The sequence below is a fragment of the Bacillus mycoides genome (genome assembly GCF_018742245.1).
Taxonomy (GTDB): Bacteria; Bacillota; Bacilli; order Bacillales; family Bacillaceae_G; genus Bacillus_A; species Bacillus_A cereus_U.
Map to the genome: position 1 here is coordinate 2067943 of NZ_CP036132.1, position 21368 is coordinate 2089310.

The window sequence follows — 21368 nt, forward strand, 5'->3', positions numbered from 1 at the left end:
CCACCTAGTGTATGGGCAGACAAGAAAATATGTGATGAAAAAATGCGGGCGTGTTACAATAAGTAACTGGGTGAAGATAAAATGATAAAACAAGAAAAAATTCAAAAAACAATAACTTTCGTAAAGCATATTTTAGAAAAAGATGCGAGTGGGCATGATTGGTATCATATTGAACGCGTACATAAATTGGCGATTTCTTTATCTGAGCAAGAAGGGGGAAATCGTTTTATAATTGAAATGGCAGCATTACTTCACGATGTAGCAGATGAGAAGTTAAATGAGAGTGAAGAAGCAGGAATGAAAAAAGTTTCTGATTGGTTAGAAGAGTTACGTGTTGAAGAAGAGGAAAGTAAACATGTTCTTCATATCATCGCCAATATGTCTTATAAGGGTGGTCATGGTGGCACAGTTGAGTCACTTGAAGGTAGAATTGTTCAAGATGCAGATCGTTTAGATGCTCTTGGTGCAATTGGAATAGCTCGTACATTTGCATACGGAGGAGCGAAAGGGAGATTAATGTATGATCCAACTATCCCTCCTCGAGAAGTGATGACGAAAGATGAATATAGAAAAAGTAATGATCCATCTTTAAATCATTTTTATGAAAAACTTTTAAAACTAAAAGATTTAATGAACACGAACGCAGCAAAACAAGAGGCTGAAGTTCGTCATCGTTATATGGAAGAGTTTATTGAACAATTTATGAAAGAGTGGAATGCACAAATATGAAAATGTTAACTGTGGAGAACTTATCGAAATCATACGGAGAAAAACCGTTATTTGATGGATTATCATGTAGTATTACAGAAGGACAACGTGTCGGAATTATTGGTGTAAACGGTACTGGTAAATCGACATTATTAAAAATTATTGCAGGATTAGAAACTCCTGATACAGGTGATATGACGCATTCACGCGGATATACAATTAGTTATTTATCACAGCAACCAGAGTTTGATGAAAAACTAACAGTATTAGAGCAAGTGTTCCATGGTGATACACCTTTAATTCGTCTTCTTCGTGATTATGAACAATCGTTATTAAATATCGAAAAAGATCCAAGTAATGAAAAAGTACAGGAACAATTATTTGCCGTACAGCAACGTATGGATGCAATGAGTGCATGGGAAGCAAATGCAAATGCGAAATCTCTTTTAACGAAATTAGGAATTACAGATTTTACTGCAATTGTTGGAAACCTATCTGGTGGACAGAAAAAACGTATCGCAATGGCACAATGTTTTATTGAAACACCTGATCTATTAATTTTAGACGAGCCTACGAACCATCTTGACCATGAGACAGTTGAATGGTTAGAAGAATATTTAGCAAGATATACAGGTGCGGTATTACTTGTAACCCATGATCGTTATTTCTTAGATCGTGTGACAAACCGTATTTTTGAATTAGATAACGGTAAACTATATAGCTACGAAGGAAACTATAGTACATTTTTAGAAGCGAAAGCACTTCGTGAAGAGCAAGAATCGGCACAAGAATCCAAACGCCAAAATTTATATCGTCGTGAACTTGCTTGGATTCGCCGTGGTGCAAAAGCCCGTTCTACGAAACAAAAGGCGCGTATTCAGCGTTTTGATGAGCTGAAGGGACAAGAAGGACCAGCAGCGAAGCAATCAGTTGATATTGCACTAAGTGGAAGTCGTCTAGGAAAGAAAGTACTTGAGTTAAAAGATGTAACGAAAAAATTTGGTGATAAGACGGTACTACATAATTTTAATCATATTGTGAAACCAGGCGATCGTATCGGAATTATTGGGGCGAATGGAAGCGGGAAATCTTCGCTATTAAATATGCTTGCAGGCAAGTTATCTCCTGATAGTGGTGAAGTTGAAGTAGGACAAACTGTAAAAGTTGCTTATTATACGCAAGAAAATGAAGAGATGAATTTAAATCAGCGTATGATTGAATACATTAAAGAGATTGCAGAAGTTATTCATACGACAGACGGAAAAGTAATTGGTGCATCTCAAATGTTAGAACGTTTCTTATTCCCGACGCATTCACATGGTACACCGCTTGGTAAACTATCTGGTGGTGAAAGAAGACGTTTATATTTATTACGTATTTTAATGGGAGAACCAAACGTACTATTACTTGATGAACCTACGAATGATCTAGATACACAAACATTAACAGTACTAGAAGATTATTTAGAAGATTTCCCAGGTGTCGTTTTAACTGTATCGCATGACCGTTACTTCTTAGATAAAGTAGTAGATGAATTGTTCATCTTTAGTGGCGAGGGCGAAGTGCGTGAATTCCTAGGTAGTTATACGGACTATTTAGAAATGGAAAAGACGAAAGAACTTATTGAGAAGGCGGAAGTTCAAAAAGAGAAAAAAGTAGTAGAAGAAGCTCCAAAACAACAACGTAAACGTAAACTTTCATACAATGAGCAGCGTGAATGGGAAACAATTGAAGATACAATTGCCGAACTAGAAGAGAAAATTGAGTCAATTGGAGAAGAACTTGCGAAAGTTGGATCTGACTTCACAAAGGCACAAGAATTATCTGAAGCACAGCAGAAAACAGAAGAAGAGCTAGAAAAAACGATGGAAAGATGGAGCGAACTATCAGACATTGTTGAAGGATTAAAATAAAAACAAGCTGCATATATTGAAAAGTAAAGAGAAAAACTTTACACTATTGGTAGAACCTATTTTAGGAGGGGAAAAAATGAGAACATCTAATCCAATGTTGAAAAAAGACGCATTTCGTAAAGAGGGAGCAAGTACTTCTGCGATGACTATTGGTGGAACAGTAGGCAAAACGTTTATCATGCTTATCTTGCTTCTTGCAACGTCTGTCTATTCATACATACAGATGACAAATAATACGATGAAAATGCCAGTATTAATTGGTGCTTTAGTTATTGCGGCAATCGTCGCATTTGCATCTATCTTCTTCCCACGTATATCACCAATTGGTGCACCGATTTATGCAGCGGTAGAAGGGATTGTATTAGGAAGTATTTCAGCGATTTATACAATGAAATTTGGCGATACTATCGTTTTAAACGCTGTCTTACTAACAATTTCAATTCTATTTGCAATGCTAGTGTTGTATGCAACGCGCGTAGTAAAAGTAACTGATAAATTCCGTACAGGTGTAATTGCGGCGACAATGGGAATTGCGGTAATGTATTTAATCGTATTCGTACTAAACATGTTCGGTGTAACTGTTCCGTATATTCACCAAGGTGGTACAATTGGTATTATCATTAGTGCAGTTGTTATCGTAGTTGCTGCATTAAATCTATTACTAGATTTCGATTTAATCGAAAGCGGTGCACGTAGCCAAGCTCCAAAATATATGGAGTGGTACGGTGCAATGGGTCTAATGATGACTCTAGTATGGCTATACTTAGAAATTCTTCGTTTTGTTTCTTACTTTACGAAAAATGACTAATAAAAAAATCCTGCATGAAATGTGCAGGATTTTTTTGTTTTCAAAGATAAATTGAAAATATGGATGTTGGCGACTTAAATTGAAGGGGGATGGAATATGATGAAAGAGAAAAAAGGATTATGAAAAAACTATTTTCTAAAAGTTTTTTCATAGAACTAGATGACGCTTTAACATATCCATCAGCAGAAGTCATTCGTTCAGCTATTGAAGGATATGCGGCTGAATGTAATGGGGAATTAAAATTTGAGAGTAAAGTTAAACCGATTATTTTTAACTTGGAAAATGTAATGTACTGCGCTGAAATAAAGATGGATCGAGGAGGATATTACATATCTTGCAGTGAAGTATAATATTTTTGGAAACCTTACATGTTTAAACTATGTAGGGTTTCTTTTTTAGTTTTGTAAGATATAAAGTAATATTTTTTATTTACAAACATGCCGTTTTGTACTTTTTACCCTTCCAACATTTTTCTTTACAATGAAGAAAAATATGTGAGGTGGTATAACTTATGATGAATCGAGTTGTATTAATCGGTAGATTGACAAAGGAGCCAGAATTATACTACACAAAACAAGGAGTCGCTTATGCACGAATATGTGTTGCGGTGAATAGAGGTTTTCGAAATAGTTTAGGTGAACAACAAGTCGATTTTATAAATTGTGTCGTATGGCGAAAATCGGCTGAAAATGTAACAGAATATTGTACGAAGGGGTCACTTGTTGGGATTACCGGGCGTATTCATACGAGTAATTACGATGATGAGCAAGGAAAGAGAGTATATAAAACTGAAGTTGTGATTGAGAGTATTACATTTTTAGAGAGAAGGCGGGAGGGGGCATCGGGGGAAAACGTAAAAGAGCATTAAAAATTAAGAGGGCTATGTAGCATAGCCCTCTATTATTTTTGATTAATACCTTCCCAAATAACATCTAACTGTTGATTAAGTATATTTTTCGCATTTGTTTCATTAGCATGTAATAAAGAATGGGACATTAGTGTATAGAAATAAGTACTCATAATAGTAGAAGTGATGATATTTGTATCCCATGGACTGTGTAATTTTCCTGTCTCTTTCGCTTCTGTAATAATAGAAGACAAACTTTCTTGTAGCTGTTGTATACTTTTTAATTCATTTTCTACTAAGTAGTTAGATTTAATAATTTCAAAGACAGCATGATTCATTAATTCGCCATGTCCAGTAAATCGGTCCAGTAAATCTCCTAAAACAAGTTTGATTCGCTCTTTCGGATGTTCCACATTTTCATACGTTTTTAAACTTTCATTCCATAGTTCAATTTGAGAATCACCTAAAAATAATAATATGTTTTCTTTTTTCGGAAAGTAGTTGAAGAAAGTTCCTTTTGCAATCCCGCATGCAGTAGTAATATCTTGAACCGTTACATTTTCGTACCCACGTTCTTGAAAGAGCTGTACTGCTTTTAGGAATATAAGTTCTTTTAATTCCTTTTTTCTCGTTTCTCTAAGCATATAATCTACCCCTAACACAAACAATTATATCTGTTTATTAGATTATCTCAAATAAAATCTTATTTCATGCTTAGGTTTACGGTTTAATAAAGTTCACTACATCTGTTGTTTTTAATGTGAGTTTTGAGTCTTCTTTATTTGAGGCGGAAGAAGTGCATCCAAGTAAATTAATAAATAATACAGTTGAAAGAAGGATAGAGAGAATTCTGTTCATACTTTTCGTTGTAGTTTCGTGTTATAAATGAAAACTGTATAGTTCATGAGCTTGCTTTTCAGAAATCCATTTCGGGATACGTTTCATTACTTGGTTTCTTAGTATAATTAAAGGTTTACTTTCCATTTGTGCCATTTTTCCAATGTTCCATGCAGTGTTTGAGATTTTTTTAATCCTATTTCGTCTTTTTTGTTCGTATTCTATAAATGCTTGACGATAGTGGGCGTTATTTTTGATACATTCAGCAAGAATAATAGCATCTTCAATTGCCTGACAAGCCCCTTGACCTAAATTAGGTGTAAGTGCATGGGCAGCATCTCCAATAAATACGATGCGTTTGTCAAAAAAATGTTTCATTGGAGTGATGTCTACAATATCACGATGAATCATATTAACGTCAGATGCGTTTTTTAAAATAGCTGGAATAGGATTATGATAATTTTTGAAATGACTATATAAATCAGCTGTTGTATAAGCTTTGTATTTTGGATCTCTAGCTTTAGCGTTTATGAGTGCATACCAGTATACGTCGTTGTTGGGAAGAGGAACGATACCGAATCTACCGTTTGCTCCCCAAGTTTCAATAAAATCGTTTGTTAAAGATAGATTATGAGTTGGAGTTACGCCGCGCCAACACGTATATCCGGCATAACGATAACCATCGCGTTGTGTTGCTTGTTTTCGGACGATAGAATGAATACCATCAGCAGCAATGAGTATATTGCCGAATGCTTCACTACCATCTTGAAATAATATTTTCAAGGCGTTTTCTTCATTTTGTTCTATTTCTACGCATTCTTTTCCCCATTCGACAGTACCTTCTCGTAGTTCAGAAAGAAGCAATTGATGTAAATCTTTTCTATGGATGGAGTACATTTTTGGATAGCAAGCTGGAATAATCAATTGATTGAAAATATCTCCTTTTTCGGATATGAGGTTAAAGCCATCACTTTCGTTGCCGAATTTTTTTATCTTCTTAGAAATTCCGTATGGTTCAAGTGCTTGCATCGCATTTGGGGCAATGATAATACCAGCACCAGCAACAGTAGGTTCAATATTTTTGTCATATACTTTTACATCTACTCCTATTTTTTGTAAGGAGATTGCTGCGCAAAGACCAGCAATACCGCCACCAATAATTATGACATTATTCATTTATTATCCCTCCATCATAAAGTGACTTTGATCATAAAATGACTGTGGTCATTTTATGAGTTAAGGTTAATCCCTTTTTATGTTATTGTCAATTATACTTTTAACTATAGTTTCGGGATCAGTAGGTGCAAATAAGAATAATTAAACTTCTAAGAAATGTAGAAAAGGAATTAGTAAAATTAAGCATCCGAGTAGGAGTATAGAGTGATAACATGTTACAATACAGCTAAGAACACGCAATAAAGGAGAGTTTTTTACGTGAAGATTAAAGCAATTGAACCGACGCCAAGTCCAAATACAATGAAAGTTATTTTGAATGAAGTATTACCATCAGGAGCGCGAAATAATTATACAAATGAAAATAAAGAACAAGCACCAATGCAAGTGCAAGAAATTTTGAAAATTGAAGGTATTAAAGGTGTGTACCATGTTGCAGACTTTTTAGCAGTAGAGCGTAATGCGAAATATGACTGGAAAGTTTTATTACAACAAGTTCGTGCCGTTTTTGGTGAAGAAATAGTGGAAGAAAGCGAAGAACAACAACTTTCTCATTTTGGAGAAGTGAAAGTGTTTGTTCAAATGTTCTTTACTATTCCGATGCAAGTGAAGTTAACAGATGGAACGACAGAAGAGCGTGTAGGCTTACCTGATCGTTTTAAAGAATCCATTATGAAAGTGCAAATGTCTGCACCTAACGTTGTGAAAGAGCGCAAATGGGTAGAGCAAAGTACACGTTACGGTAATTTTGAAGAAATCGGGAAAGAAGTAGTAGAAGAAATTGTTGCTGCTTATTCAGAAGATCGTGTAAATGAAACGGTTAAAGAATTATTAGATCAAGCAGGTGCTGTTGAAGTAACGATTCAAAAGCGTGAGCCATATAAAGTAACAGAAGAGATGATGAAAGATTCCGACTGGAAAAACCGTTTTGCAGCTTTAGAACAAATGGATCCTACTGAAGAAGATATGCCAGTATTGAAAATGGCGTTAGATGATGAGAAAGTATCTATCCGCCGCCTAGCAACAGCTTATTTAGGTATGGTAAAAGGTGAAGGCGTATTGCCGTTATTATATAAAGCATTATTAGATCGTTCTGTAAGTGTTCGCCGTACAGCAGGAGATTGCTTATCAGACGTAGGTGACCCAGCAGCGATGTTCGTTATGATTAAATCTCTGAAAGATTCAAGTAAATTAGTACGCTGGCGTGCAGCAATGTTCTTATTTGAACTTGGTGATGAAAGTGCAATTCCGGCATTAAAAGTAGCTGAAGATGATCCAGAGTTTGAAGTAGCAATGCAAGCACGTTTAGCTTTAGAACGTATTGAAGGCGGCGAAGAAGCAAAAGGATCAGTATGGAAGCAAATGACGGAGTCTCGTAAAGGGGAATAGTTTATGATTGTTTTCTATGATAGTTGGTGTCCGATGTGTACAGCAGTTGCAGAGCGTACGGAAAAATTAGATAAAAAGGGTACGATGAAATTTGTTTCATTTCGAGATGAAGATGTAGTTGAGAAGTATGAACTTTCTCAAGAATTACAAAGTAAGATGGAACAGAGATTGTATATTTTAAAAAATAATAAGTGGTATGACGGAATTCATAGCATTAACGTATTAGCAAAGGCCGTTCCATCTTATTGGTTTGCAGTGCCGTTTATAAAATTATCTATCGTACTTGGATTTGGAAGTAAAGTATACGATTATATTGCCAACAATAGAAAACTTGTCCCAGTTGGACACTGCCGTGAAGGGGTTTGTGAAATCCCTACAAAAAAATGAAATCATCACTATCTTTCTTTTGCACCTATTAAAAGCGCGTGATATGATGAAGTTGGAATGAAAGTTGAAGGAGAGATTACAAGATGTCAAATGCATATGAAGAATACATGCGCCAAATGGTAATTCCAATGCGCCAAGAATTAGTGCGTTCTGGATTTGAAGAGTTAACTACAGAAGAAGCTGTAACAGAATTTATGGAGAATGCATCAGGTACAACTTTAGTAGTTGTAAACTCTGTTTGTGGTTGTGCAGCTGGTTTAGCACGCCCATCAGCAGGTCAAGCGGTTGTACGTGCTGAAAAACAACCTGATCATCTTGTAACTGTATTTGCAGGTCAAGATAAAGATGCTACTGCGAAAATGCGTGAATACTTCGGAGAAATCCCTCCATCTTCACCATCTATGGCATTACTAAAAGGAAAAGAAGTTGTTCACTTCATTCACCGTCATGAAATTGAAGGCGCAACAATGGACGAAATTATTACAAACTTAGAACAAGCTTTCGAAAAGAATTGCTAAAGTAGGGGGAGAGTAAATCTCCCTCTTTTCTTTATATAGAGGTGAAAAAATGATAGTAACAACAGCAGGAAGAACAAATAAAGAAATGACAGCTTATGCAAATAAGGTAGCAGAAGAATTAAATTGTTCTTTCGTTTTACGTAATGATATACCTGTGCACAAACTGCATGAGCAGTATGAACAAGATGTGCTGATTGTAGGGAAAAACCGATTAGCTATTTATCCAAAGGGTACGGAAGAGTCGTTTTTCTTTCATCCAAACTCAGCAATGTTTCGTGTGAAAAGGTTAATGCGCGGAGAACACGATCCCTTTGTACAAGCTGCTAAACTAGAGAGCGGAATGACAGTATTAGATTGTACGCTCGGTATGGCATCAGATAGTATTGTTGCTAGCTATATTGTTGGTGAAGATGGAAAAGTAACAGGGCTTGAAGGAAACGAATATATGGCGTACATCATGGGAAAAGGCTTGAAAACATGGTCTTCATCCGTTTCTGAAATCGATGAAGCAATGCAAAGAATCGATGTAAAACAAACGGAGCATTTCGCATTTTTAACGCAATGTGAAGATAATAGTTATGACGTCGTATACCTTGATCCGATGTTTGAAGAAACTGTCATCGAATCAGATGGAATAAAAGGGTTAAAACATTTCGCTTTGTATCATGATATTACTGACGAAACAATTGCGGAAGCGAAGCGTGTGGCGAGAAAACGTGTCGTTCTGAAAGATCATTTCCGTAGTTCTAGATTTGAAAAGTACAATTTTCACGTATACAAAAGAAAAAGTGCAAAATTTCATTTTGGTGTAATTGACCCTTGCTAATTGTTTGAAAAGATGTATAATAAGCAATAATTAATTAAATACACTGTCTGTGATGAAGAGAGTAGTCTTTTTCAGAAGGAAAGCGAGCTAGGGATGGTGTGAGCCTAGTGCAGAAGAAAAAGATGAAGCGCACTTCGGAGACGCTTCTTGAACGAATAGTAGAGTAAGCCGAGGCCCCCTGTCCTCGTTATAAACGGGAAAGTGGTTCGGAATGAACAACAAGGGTGGTACCACGGGTTAAAACTCGTCTCTTTTTTAGAGACGAGTTTTTTGTGTTTAAAAAATAAGGAGGTTGTAGTATGGATTATAAAACGCAGTTTGCGAAAAGTTTATCGAATATTTTTACGAATGAATTAACGCAAAATCAAATTTTAGATTTAATCGAAACACCAAAACAAGATGAATTCGGAGATGCAGCGTTCCCATGTTTTTCACTAGCGAAGCAATATAAAAAATCACCAGCTGCTATCGCAAAGGAAGTTGTGGAGAAATTAAATGACCCATTTTTTATGAAAATAGAGGCTGTTGGCCCGTATGTAAACGTCTTTTTTAATCGTCAAACAGTAAGTGATGAAGTATTAAAAACAATTTTAGTGGAGAAAGAAGAGTACGGTCAAAATCATTTTGGATGTGAAAAAACAGTAGTTATCGATTATTCCTCTCCTAATATCGCGAAACCTTTTTCAATGGGGCATTTACGTTCTACAATGATCGGTAATTCGCTGAAACATATCGCCGAAAAATGTGGATATGAAGTTGTCGGAATTAATTATATTGGGGATTGGGGAACACAGTTTGGAAAGTTAATTACCGCATATAAAAAATGGGGAAATGAAGAAGTAGTTAAAGAGGATCCAATTCGTGAGTTATTTAAGTTATATGTTCAGTTTCATGAAGAAGTAAAAGAGAACAAAGAACTAGAAGAAGAAGGGCGATCATGGTTTAAAAAACTAGAAGAAGGAAATGAAGAAGCAGTCGAACTTTGGAATTGGTTCCGTCATGAGTCTTTAAAAGAATTTTCTCGTATTTATGAACTTCTCGGTGTGGAATTTACAAACTTTCAAGGAGAAGCTTTCTATAACGATAAAATGGAAGACTTTATTGGGATTTTAGAAGAGCACGACTTACTGGAAGAATCAGAAGGGGCATTAGTCGTTAATTTAGAAGAAGAAGGTATGCCGCCATGTTTAATTAGAAAATCAGATGGTGCTACCATTTACGCAACACGTGATTTAACAGCCGCATTGTATCGTCAAAACACATACGAATTTGATAAGGCTTTATATGTAGTAGGACCCGAACAAAGCTTGCATTTTAATCAATTTTTCACTGTATTAAAAAAGCTTGGGTATAACTGGGTTGATGGGATGGAACATGTACCGTTCGGGTTCATATTAAAAGATGGTAAGAAAATGTCGACACGTAAGGGTAGAATTATTTTATTAGAAGAAGTGCTAGAAGAAGCTGTTGCACTTGCGGAACAAAATATTGAAGAGAAAAATCCGAATTTAAAACAAAAAGAAGAAGTGGCAAAACAAGTCGGTGTTGGAGCAGTTATCTTCCACGATTTAAAAAATGAGCGTATGCATAATATCGAATTCTCATTAGAAAATATGCTGAAATTTGAAGGAGAAACAGGACCATATGTGCAGTACACACATGCGCGTGCTTGTTCAATTTTAAGAAAAGAAAGTGTAGAATTTGAAACTTGTACGTTTGCATTAAAAGATGATTATAGCTGGAGTGTCGTAAAATTACTTAATAAATTCCCGCAAGTAATTGAAGCGGCCTTCAACAAAAATGAGCCATCTACTATTTCAAAATACGTATTAGATGTAGCACAAGCGTTCAATAAATATTATGGAAATGTTCGTATTTTAGAAGAGAGCGAAGAGAAAGAGAGTAGACTCGCATTAGCTTACGCTGTGACGGTTGTATTAAAAGAGGGATTACGTTTACTTGGGGTGGGGGCACCTGAGGAGATGTAAAATAAAAATTTTGTAACAAAAAAGCAAATCAGGCGGTCATTAACCTGATTTGTCTTTTTGTATTTTCTTAAATAAATTCTTATTTATAAAGGTTATACGCTACGAAGTGTAAGAATTCTATAATTTTGTTACGAAATCAATTAAAATATTTGTAGAGAGGATGGTCCGTATTGATTCGAAGTTTCATTTTAAATATTCCTTGTCATAGACTACCGGAAAGGAGTTTTCTTAAACTACAAAAATACTTACCTTTATGTGCACGATGCACAGGTATGTTTATTGGTTTCTGTATGTTTCCAATTTACTTTTTAATAACACCTTCGTTTACTCTCTCATTAATGCTATCCTTTTTTGCTCAAATGCTATTATTAATTGATGGACTCACCCAAAAGTGGAAATGGCGAAGCAGCACAAATTTGCTAAGAGTAACTACTGGCTTATTAAGCGGTAATGGTATGGGACTATTTATTGCATCTAGTATTATATGGATTACATCTTAAACCACATATCAACGGAGGTAGCTACTTACATGTTTTGGATTTACATAATTCTAATTTTTATAGCAGGTGGAAGTGGAATTGGTTTTATCATGCATGAAAAATATATAGAAGCAACAATAGCTTTTGTTATTTGCCTATTATTTATGGTGCTACTATATTTTTATTTAAAAAGAAGCAAAAAAAAGAGAAATTTAGATTGTGACGTAATAGATTGTACCGATTGCTCAGATTGTGATTGTACTATCTAAACTTCTATGTATTTCTTTTTTATGAAAAGGATTATATATCGTTTCAGGTATGTAATCCTTTTTATTTGTTTTAAAAATTAGTTTGTCAAATAGGTGGAGAGTAAAGAACATGTACGATTTAACGCAATAATTAGAACTAAACATCTCTAAAAATATTAGAAACATAGGAATACGTTTATTGAATGGAGAACTTTAGTTTTGTATATAAAAGGAGGTGTTGGACTTGGAAGAGTATGATTGGAATAGTAAGCTAGAGTATTTAAGAAATACGAGAGATTTATATTATAACGATGATTATTTAAGTTTTTTAGTAAATACAGTTTGGAAGATTTCTGAGCCAGTACATATTGTTGATTACGGTTGTGGGTATGGCTACTTAGGTTTAATTTTGTTGCCGTTACTTCCAAATGGATCAAAGTATACAGGTATTGATAGCGGGGGAGCATTAATAGCTGAAGCGAGAGAGTTGTTTCGTTCGCTTCCATATGAAACAGAATTTATCGAAGGAGATGCTACAGAAATTGAATTGGAAAATAAATATGATATAGCTGTCAGTCATGCTTTCTTATTACATATGAATTCGCCCAAAACGATGTTGCAAAAAATGATAAATTCAATTAAGGAGGGGGGAAAGATAATATGTTTTGAGCCGAATTGGATTTCTAATGTGTCCTCATACACGCTAGACGGATTAATTCAATCGGAAATTATCCAGCTTGGTGTTTTGCAGAAGTTATTTGAAGAAGATGCACACAGAAGTGGTAAAGATGGCAATATTGGCATGAAAATACCAATGTATTTAAGTGAATTAGGTGTTAAAAATATTGAATGTAGAGTAAGTGATAAAGTGAATTTTTTAGATTCTAATTTAAATCAAAATGATAAGCAAGGATTATATAATTCTCTAAAAGAAGAGGGGATTGCTAGTAATCCAGGTGAAAAACAACAATTTATAGACCGTTTAATGAGTCGGGGCTTAACATTTGCTGATGCACTCGCTCAATATGAAGCAGAACTACGGTTTTTTAAAGCATTTCATATGCATTCATCTTTAGTATATGCTCCGAATATGAAAATTACATTTGGTGAAATAAAGAAGTAAATATCATATTAGAAAAGTAAGGGAGAAGGAGAATTGCTATATTTCTAATATGGATAGGTTATCATTATTATCAAGATTTTTCGGTAAATCGATATATCTTATCAAATCGTTAATATAATTTCATCAACTGAATGAAGGCTCAAAAAAGAAGATAAAACCCATCTTCGAATAATACATGTTATTTCATCAAATTAAACAAAATAACGAGAAAAAGTATCGTTTTTAAGATATTTAGTTATAAACTTGAATAATATTAAATAATATCGTTCATTATATGAGGTTTTAGTTGAATGCATACTATATGATGTGTAAAATCTAAGCAAGTAGGTTAGAATACTGCTTGCAAATGGCAGTATAAATAATTATTTGAGGTGAATACATGCTAGATTTTAAACAATTAGAAATTTGTTTGAAAGAAAAGAGATTTGTAGATGGATTACATGAGATAAATAATGAAATTGCACATATAAAAGAAACGAATAAGTTATCATACGTGAAGAACTGGCTTTCTAACGTCTCGTCACCCAAGGAGTTTGATACATTAATTCGTCTTGCTGATGAAGGTTTGATGCATCAATATAGCTCCTTTTTAATTCGGTATACGTATAAAAAATTCCCAAATATGAGAACGCTCTCTTTATATTGTGATGAGTTAATTGATGAGCGTAAAATTCTTGATGCTGAACAATTGTTAAAAGATTCTTTGGAAGAGGTAAATGAAGAGGAAACTGATGCGGATGTTTTAACGAAAGCATATTTTACGTTAGTTAGATGTTTGTTAGATATGAAGCGAAATGAAGAGGCCTATGCCTATATGCAAAAGGCGGAAAAGTATAGTACACGTGCAGTTTTTGATAAATGGGGTTACTTATATATACAGACTGGTGAGTGGGAGAAGGCAGAGGAACAACTTTTATCCGGTCAGCAGCATAAAGATTGTGAAGAGTTAGCTACGTACTTATTGGCACAATTATATGCATATAAAGGTGAACAGCAGCGAGCATTACAACTCATTAATGATGCGATTGCAAAGTTCCCTCAAGTACCATATTTCTATTTTGAAAAAGTAAAATATTTATTAGATTTAGAGCGCTATGAAGAAATGTTAGCGGTAATAGATAAAATTAATCATATGCTTCCGCATCATGCATATACAACTTATTTTATACATTTACGTGCAGAAGCATTTTATAAAACGAATAGTATTCACGATTTGCAAGCACTATTGAAAAGTGAAAAGAGTTTGAAGAATTCTCTATATCATCATATAGAAAAAAATCCTGATGGAAAAAAGGTTCGTTTACCGATAGTTCCGGTTGTACAAAAGGATAACTATTGCGTTCCGACAAGTTTGGAAATGATGTTAGGGGTATGGGGAGAAAAACGTACGCAAGATGAAATTGCACAATATATTTTTGATGTAACAGGTTCTAAGTTTTCAGATACAGTTACATATATAGAAGAGCAAGGTTACGAATATCGTTATTTTCAAGGGAATGAGGAAAATTATAAGAGATTACTCAATCAAGGTATTCCCGTTTTATTAAGTATAGATATTGAGCACGCTTCCCATGTACAAGTGCTTTCTGGTTATGACGATGTACTGCAAGCTTTTTATATTCAAGATCCGAATTTCTTGGAACCGATTCTTGTGGAATATGATAAGTTGCAAGAAAAATATCGTTATACAGATTGTTTAGCTATTACGTTTATACCGAAAGATAGAATAGAACAACTTTCATTTTTAAATGAGGAAGAACACACTTATTATAAAACAATCTTTTCTCTTACAGATCATTTAGCTGAGCAAGATAAAGAGGGGATTGAAAAGTTAGTACTATTTTTAAAAGAAACAAGTGAAAATCCAAACACTTGGCTATATACGATTAAACATTTAGATGCTGAAGTAGATAAAGATTTTATTCAGTTTTGTATAGAAAAATTAATGGAAAAGTTTCCGAGCTCTGACTTTGTGAAATTGCATAGTGCACAGTGTTTTATTCGTCTGCAAGATATGGAAAAAGCAGGACATATGATTCAAAGTGTGGAGAAGAAAAATAATCAAGCGTTGTATCATCTTATAAATGGACGTTATTCTTTTGAGCAAGATAATTATGCAGAAGCGATTGCTAGTTTTCGTTCATCATTACAATTGGATGCAGATCAACCAGTTGCGTGGAGTTTCTTAGCATTATCATACATGTATATGGATCAATCCGAAAAGGGGCTAGAGTATTCTCTAACAGCTATAGAACGTAGCCCAGAAAGGTTTACACTTGTAAATCACGGTTTGATTTTAATAGATTTAGAACGATATGAAGAAGCATATGGATTCTTTAATGATTTATTAAAAGAATATAAGTATGAAGCGCACATATGGTATGAACGTGCAAGATGTGCTCAGCATTTAGGAAAAGTGTATTTGGCGGTAAAAGGACTTAAAGTAGCAATTCAATTAGATAAAACAGCAGCGTATTTATATACGAAGCTTTCGGAAATCTATGAATCAGATTTGGATGATGGGAATAATGCGAAGGAAATTTTATTACAAGGAATTCAAAATTGTGAAGATCAGGCATCTTTATATGTTCGTTTAGGAGATGTGCATTTTCAAAATGATGAACTTGAAGAAGCGGAAACTATATATAAGCGTTCTTTAGAAGAAAATAATGAAGATGTATATGCCCATTTCGGTTTAACTCAAGTTTATATGGCAAAGGAACAATATGAGGATGCAAAAAACTATATTGTTAGTATTAATAAGCAATTTGAAGACAATCAAGATTTCCTTATGAATGCTGGCATGGTGCTATGGGATGCTGAAATTGCATTAGGTGGGGATGAAAAAGAGTTAAAACTTGCACTTTCTAAATTAGAGAGCGGTATACGAAGCGTATACGCTAATATAGCGAGCGTGTTGGATGAGTATGTAAATCGAATAAAAGACACAGCTTTTGTGCAACGAGGCATAGCGTTTTTAAGAACGTTAGAAAAAGAGAAAACGGAAGTAATTGAATACGGTTGTTACGCTGGTGTTTTATATGAATCTATTGGACAGTATGATCAAGCAATAAAACGGTATAATGATGCACTTAAGAAAAAACAGGATTCATTGCCGTATTTCCGAATCGGTGAAACATTCATGGCGTTAGGGCAATTTCAAGAAGCGAAGCATGCGTATGAAACATGTTTAGAAATGGATAAGAATTTCACAGGTGTACATGTGCAACTAGCAGAAATATATGAAAAAGAAGAAAATAGTTCTAAAGAACAAAGTCATATGGTCCAGGCAATGAAAGAAGAGCCTTTGCATATTAATATGGAATATTTGGCACAGCTTTCAGTAGATTTGAATCTTCATGAAGAATTGCTAGTTGAACTAGAACAATTAGCAGAAGAGGTACCAGAAATATGGCGTCTAGATGCAATTGCATACGTATATGGTGCGATGAATGAGGTAAATAAAGAAAAAGAATATATTGAATGCGCAATGAAAATAGATGAAGCGCATGTGGAAGTACTATATCATTATGCGAAAGTACTAGTTAAAAAGCAGAGTGCAGAAGCAATCGAAGTTGCGCTGAAAGTAATGCATAAAGATTTAGAAAGTGAACGTATATTTGGTGTGTACGTAAAAGCAATGGAGCAACATAAAAAATTATCTCAAATAAGAGACGCACTTCATACGTTAAAGGTCAGAAAAGCAGAAAGAAGTAGAGCGTTTGTGTATGCAGCTACTGCGGTTGCTGAAAGATTAGTAGAAAGGCAGCAAAATGAGCAACCGAAAAAATCTTTATTTACAAGAGCATTTTATCGCATGAAAAATCGTGCGAAGGAAATTTCAATGATTACAGTTATTATTGATTTATTTGAAATCTCCTTAAAGTTAAATCCAAAAAATAGTATGGCAGCGCAGCGTTTGGCACTATTTTACGAGAATGCAGCGATGAATAAAGAAGCGATAGAGGTATTACAAACATCGTTAGAAAATAAGTGGGATTATGATGTAGCGAAGCAACTTGTAAATCTTTTCATTGAGTGTGAGGAAGAAGCTATGTTACGAGATGCTTTGGAATTAACGAAACAAATGGTTCGAGAGCTACCGGATGATTATGATACTCTTCTTTTACAAGCGAATGTATTATGTAAGCTAGGCGAAGAAAGAAAAGCCGAAAAAATTCACTTGCAATTAATTGAGAAAACGCCATTTGTAAGTAGAGGATTCCTTGCTTTAGCAGAAGTATATCAAAGTCAAGAGAGGTATGAGGATGCGATTTATTTATTAGAAGATGCTTCTGTACATCATCCAAATGAAACGGCAATTCTTCTTGCTTTAGCATCTTCGTATCATAAAGCTGGGCAAACGACAAAGGCAGAAAAAATAACAAGTGAAATATTAGCAATTGATGCTACTGACTTGTTAGCAAGATACGATCATGCTTGTTATTTAACATTATTAAACAGAAATGAAGAGGCAAGAGATCAACTTGAAATTGTGCTTCGTGAAGATAAAACAGGATTTTTCGCTGAACTTGCAGAGGAAGATGAAGATTTAGCAGGATTGCGAGAATTTGAAAAGTAATTGTATAAGAATAGAGGAAAAGGGTATAAATAAAAATATATTTTGAATTAGTTGACAATTAATTGCCCAATGGCATAAAATAACTTTTAATAAAGTATACAAATCTGAAGACGAGAAAGAGTAAAATATTGAGCTGTTCCCCAGAGAGCCGGTGTATTGCTGAAATCCGGTGTGCAGACGTTATTTGAAAATCATCTCCGAGGAGCCGTGGCTGAATAAAGTAAGCTCGGACGGATGTCTACCGTTACAAAGAACGCGTATGTTAGTACGTTGCTAAGTGCTATTAGTGAAAAGCTAATAGAATTAGGGTGGTAACGCGGGTAAACCCGTCCCTACTTCATAGGGACGGGTTTTTTGTGTGCTTTTAAAAAATTCAAAGGAGTGATTGTACATGAAAAAAGTAGATGTAAAAGAGTCAGCTGTAGGGAGAGAAACACGTATTCGTAAGCAGTGGAACGAACAAAGTATTTTCGAGCAATCAATTCAGAATCGAGAAGGCGCACAATCTTTTGTGTTTTATGAAGGGCCACCAACTGCGAACGGATTACCACACGTCGGCCATGCACTTGGGCGGGCGATTAAAGATTTAGTAGCGAGATATAAAACGATGGCTGGATATAAAGTTTTAAGAAAAGCCGGATGGGATACACATGGATTACCTGTAGAATTAGGTGTTGAAAAACAACTTGGTATTTCAGGTAAACATGAAATCGAAGAGTACGGAATTGAACCATTTATTCAAAAGTGTAAAGAAAGTGTATTCACATATGAGAAGCAGTGGCGTGAATTTACGGAGAGTATTGGATATTGGGTGGATATGGATGATCCGTACGTTACTTTAGAGAATCCATATATCGAAAGTGTATGGAATATTTTAGGGACGATTCATGAAAAAGGCTTGTTATATAAAGGGCATAGAGTTTCACCATACTGCCCAAGCTGTCAAACATCTCTTAGTTCACATGAAGTTGCACAAGGATATAAAACAGTGAAAGATTTAAGCGCGACAGTTAAGTTTAAAGTGAAAGATAGTGAAAATGAATATTTCCTTGGATGGACGACAACACCGTGGACACTCCCAGCGAATGTTGCACTTGCCGTACATCCGAATATGGAATACGTTAAAGTGAAACAAGAAGGGTATGTGTACATTGTTGCGAAAGAACGTGTACAAGAAGTACTAAAAGAAAACTATGAAGTACTATCTGTTCATAAAGGTGAAGAATTATTAAATACATCGTACACAGCACCGTTTCCGATGAAGGAAGTTACAAATGGATACCGTGTTATTGCGGCAGATTTTGTTACTGCAGATAGTGGTACAGGACTCGTTCATATCGCTCCGGCATATGGAGAGGACGATTATAAAGTCGTTCAAAGTGAAGGGTTATCGTTCTTACATGTTGTAGATGAAAAAGGTGAGTATACAGAAGCGGTACCATTTCTTGAAGGTAAGTTTGTAAAAGAATGTGACGTTGATATCGTTCGTTATTTAGCGAAGGAAGGTTTACTATATCATAAAGAAAAATATGAGCATAGCTATCCACATTGTTGGCGCTGTGATTCACCATTACTTTATTATGCAGGAGAAAGTTGGTTAATCCGAACAACTGAGATTAAAGAAACATTTTTACAAAATAATGATACTGTCACGTGGTATCCAGATCATATGAAACATGGACGCTTTGGTAAGTTTTTAGAAAATATGGTGGACTGGAATATTAGCCGAAATAGATATTGGGGAACACCGTTAAACGTATGGGAATGTGAAAGCTGTGATCATCAATTCGCACCAAAAAGTATTGCTGAATTAAGAAAGCATAGTACAAAAGAAACGCCTGAAGATTTAGAATTGCATAAGCCATATGTAGATGAAGTACAAGTGTGCTGTGAAAAATGCGGAAGTACAATGAACCGTACACCAGAAGTAATTGATGTTTGGTTTGATAGTGGTTCCATGCCTTTTGCGCAATATCATTACCCGTTTGAAAATAAAGAGTTATTTGAAGAACAGTTTCCAGCAGATGTAATTGCAGAGGGAATTGATCAAACACGCGGCTGGTTTTATAGTTTATTAGCGGTATCGGCACTATATACAGGGAAAGTACCATATAAACGAGTATTATCACTTGGGCATGTTCTAGATGAAGAAGGACAGAAAATGTCTAAAAGTAAAGGTAACGCACTAGATCCTGTTGATTTAGTAGAGAAGTTTGGTGCCGACGCTCTAAGGTGGGCTCTACTCGTTGATAGTGCACCGTGGAATGCGAAACGATTTTCTGAAAGAACAGTACAAGAAGCGAAATCTAAATTTGTAGATACGTTAGTCAATGTGTATAGCTTCTATGTGTTATATGCGAGTTTAGATGAATATAATCCGAAAGAAAAGTATGAAGTTAAGCGTACGAAATTAGATGAATGGGTGTTATCAAGATTGCATAGCACAACAAGAAAGGTAAGAACTGCACTTGATGATTATCAATTCACAAATGCAGCTCGTGAAATTGCTGCTCTTGTAGATGAAGTGAGTAACTGGTATGTAAGACGTTCACGCAATCGTTTTTGGGAATCTGGTATGAATCCTGAAAAAGCAGCTGCGTATGAAACACTTCATGAAGTGCTTGTAACAATTAGTAAATTAATCGCACCATTTACACCGTTTGTAGCTGAGGATATTCATCTGAATTTAGAAGGAAGCAGCGTTCATTTAGCAGATTATCCGGTTGTAAACGAATCACTTATCCAGCCTCAGTTAGAAGCGGAAATGGATGCTGTTTTACAAGTTGTTGAACTTGGAAGAAGTAATCGTAATCAACATTCATTAAAAGTAAAACAGCCGTTGGCAGAGCTTGTATTACTTGAGCATAGCGAAAATGATATGGATTGGGAATCTTACCGTGATATCGTAATGGATGAGCTAAATGTTAAAGCATTCCATGTGGAAATGGATGAATCAAAATACACATCATATCAATTAAAGCTGAATTTTAAAACAGCTGGACCGAAGTTTGGTAAAAATGTGAATGCAGTAAACGGGTGGCTAAAACAATTATCACAGGAAGAAGTACAAAATTTTGTATCAACAGAAAAAGCAGTATATGAAGCAACAGCAGAGGAAGAAGTAATTGTCACGGTTGAAGATGTATTAGTAGAGAAAGTTGCGAAATCAGGATTTTCAAATACAACTAACGGTCAATATACGGTAATGTTAGATACGAATGTAACGGAAGAATTGTTACAAGAAGGAGTAGCACGTGAATTTATTCGTGCAGTTCAAGAATATCGTAAGCAGTTGAATTTACCAGTTAATTTACGAGTGGATGTAATTCTTGATACAGAAGAAGAACTACAGCAAACGTTAACGAGTCATAAAGATTTATTAGAAGAAAACTTACTCGTCAAGCAATTTACATTTGGTCACTTAACAAATGAGGACGATGAACTTTCTTTAGGTGAGACAAAAGTCCGAATTAAATTAAACGCGGCTAATTAAAGAAAAAGGAAGTTGGAATCATTCCAACTTCCTTTTTTGTATGAAGATA

At 35.0% G+C, this 21368-nt stretch carries 16 protein-coding genes, 1 pseudogene and 2 other annotated features; of the genes and pseudogenes, 15 read left to right on the forward strand and 2 right to left on the reverse strand.

Going from position 1 to position 21368, the window contains the following annotated elements; translation table 11 throughout:
* Positions 1-81: 81 nt before the first annotated feature.
* The 5 genes and pseudogenes from EXW56_RS10550 (at position 82) to EXW56_RS10570 (ending at position 4297) form a co-directional block, all read left to right on the forward strand.
* Complete coding sequence (locus tag EXW56_RS10550) at positions 82-729, forward strand: HD domain-containing protein (protein WP_215597438.1); 648 nt, start codon at positions 82-84, stop codon at positions 727-729.
* Positions 726-2621 carry an ABC-F family ATP-binding cassette domain-containing protein gene (locus EXW56_RS10555; protein WP_016104710.1) on the forward strand — a complete coding sequence of 632 codons (1896 nt, stop codon included), beginning with the start codon at positions 726-728 and terminating at the stop codon, positions 2619-2621. Before EXW56_RS10550 ends, EXW56_RS10555 begins: the two co-directional genes overlap by 4 nt.
* A 76-nt stretch (positions 2622-2697) precedes the next feature.
* A complete protein-coding gene (locus tag EXW56_RS10560) occupies positions 2698-3429 on the forward strand; it encodes a Bax inhibitor-1/YccA family protein (RefSeq protein WP_088099016.1) in 732 nt (243 codons plus the stop codon).
* 96 nt (positions 3430-3525) lie between these two features.
* A pseudogene (locus EXW56_RS10565) lies at positions 3526-3779 on the forward strand (DUF4318 domain-containing protein).
* Between the two features lie 161 nt (positions 3780-3940).
* Complete coding sequence (locus EXW56_RS10570; RefSeq protein ID WP_215597439.1) at positions 3941-4297, forward strand: single-stranded DNA-binding protein; 357 nt, start codon at positions 3941-3943, stop codon at positions 4295-4297.
* Positions 4298-4329: 32 nt separating this feature from the next.
* Here the strand turns inward: EXW56_RS10570 and EXW56_RS10575 are convergent, their stop codons facing one another.
* A complete protein-coding gene (locus EXW56_RS10575; protein WP_002200680.1) occupies positions 4330-4920 on the reverse strand; it encodes a TetR/AcrR family transcriptional regulator in 591 nt (196 codons plus the stop codon).
* Positions 4921-5155: 235 nt separating this feature from the next.
* On the reverse strand, positions 5156-6289 hold the full coding sequence (locus EXW56_RS10580; RefSeq protein WP_215597440.1) for an FAD-dependent monooxygenase: 1134 nt from the start codon (positions 6287-6289) through the stop codon (positions 5156-5158).
* A 258-nt stretch (positions 6290-6547) separates the two neighbouring features.
* On the opposite strand from EXW56_RS10580, the gene EXW56_RS10585 reads away from it, so the two are divergent.
* The 10 genes from EXW56_RS10585 to ileS all read left to right on the forward strand — a co-directional run bounded on the left by EXW56_RS10585 (position 6548) and on the right by ileS (position 21319).
* The gene (locus EXW56_RS10585) at positions 6548-7675 is read left to right on the forward strand and encodes a conserved virulence factor C family protein (RefSeq protein WP_215597441.1); all 1128 of its coding nucleotides are present in this window, start codon (positions 6548-6550) and stop codon (positions 7673-7675) included.
* A 3-nt stretch (positions 7676-7678) separates the two neighbouring features.
* Positions 7679-8062 (forward strand): thiol-disulfide oxidoreductase DCC family protein, encoded by a 384-nt coding sequence (locus EXW56_RS10590; RefSeq protein WP_002158060.1) that lies wholly within the window; start codon positions 7679-7681, stop codon positions 8060-8062.
* Positions 8063-8145: 83 nt separating this feature from the next.
* Entirely contained in the window at positions 8146-8580 is a 435-nt protein-coding gene (locus EXW56_RS10595; RefSeq protein WP_000063703.1) for a BrxA/BrxB family bacilliredoxin, read from the forward strand.
* 49 nt (positions 8581-8629) lie between these two features.
* Complete coding sequence (locus tag EXW56_RS10600) at positions 8630-9406, forward strand: class I SAM-dependent methyltransferase (protein ID WP_215597442.1); 777 nt, start codon at positions 8630-8632, stop codon at positions 9404-9406.
* A gap of 40 nt (positions 9407-9446) precedes the next feature.
* Positions 9447-9661, forward strand: a binding site (T-box leader).
* Between the two features lie 44 nt (positions 9662-9705).
* Positions 9706-11394: an arginine--tRNA ligase gene (gene argS, locus EXW56_RS10605; protein ID WP_215597443.1), complete on the forward strand. Its 1689-nt coding sequence runs from the start codon at positions 9706-9708 to the stop codon at positions 11392-11394.
* Positions 11395-11564: 170 nt separating this feature from the next.
* Positions 11565-11894, forward strand: coding sequence for a DUF2085 domain-containing protein (locus tag EXW56_RS10610; RefSeq protein WP_002200676.1), 330 nt, complete (start codon positions 11565-11567; stop codon positions 11892-11894).
* Positions 11895-11923: 29 nt separating this feature from the next.
* The gene (locus tag EXW56_RS10615; RefSeq protein WP_002200675.1) at positions 11924-12142 is read left to right on the forward strand and encodes a hypothetical protein; all 219 of its coding nucleotides are present in this window, start codon (positions 11924-11926) and stop codon (positions 12140-12142) included.
* 223 nt (positions 12143-12365) lie between these two features.
* Positions 12366-13244, forward strand: a complete 879-nt coding sequence (locus EXW56_RS10620) for a class I SAM-dependent methyltransferase (protein ID WP_002200674.1) — start codon at positions 12366-12368, stop codon at positions 13242-13244.
* A 379-nt stretch (positions 13245-13623) separates the two neighbouring features.
* Positions 13624-17826 (forward strand): bacteriocin-processing peptidase family protein, encoded by a 4203-nt coding sequence (locus tag EXW56_RS10625; protein WP_215597444.1) that lies wholly within the window; start codon positions 13624-13626, stop codon positions 17824-17826.
* A gap of 98 nt (positions 17827-17924) precedes the next feature.
* Positions 17925-18163, forward strand: a binding site (T-box leader).
* Between the two features lie 54 nt (positions 18164-18217).
* Positions 18218-21319, forward strand: coding sequence for an isoleucine--tRNA ligase (ileS, locus tag EXW56_RS10630; RefSeq protein ID WP_215597445.1), 3102 nt, complete (start codon positions 18218-18220; stop codon positions 21317-21319).
* Positions 21320-21368 lie beyond the last annotated feature (49 nt).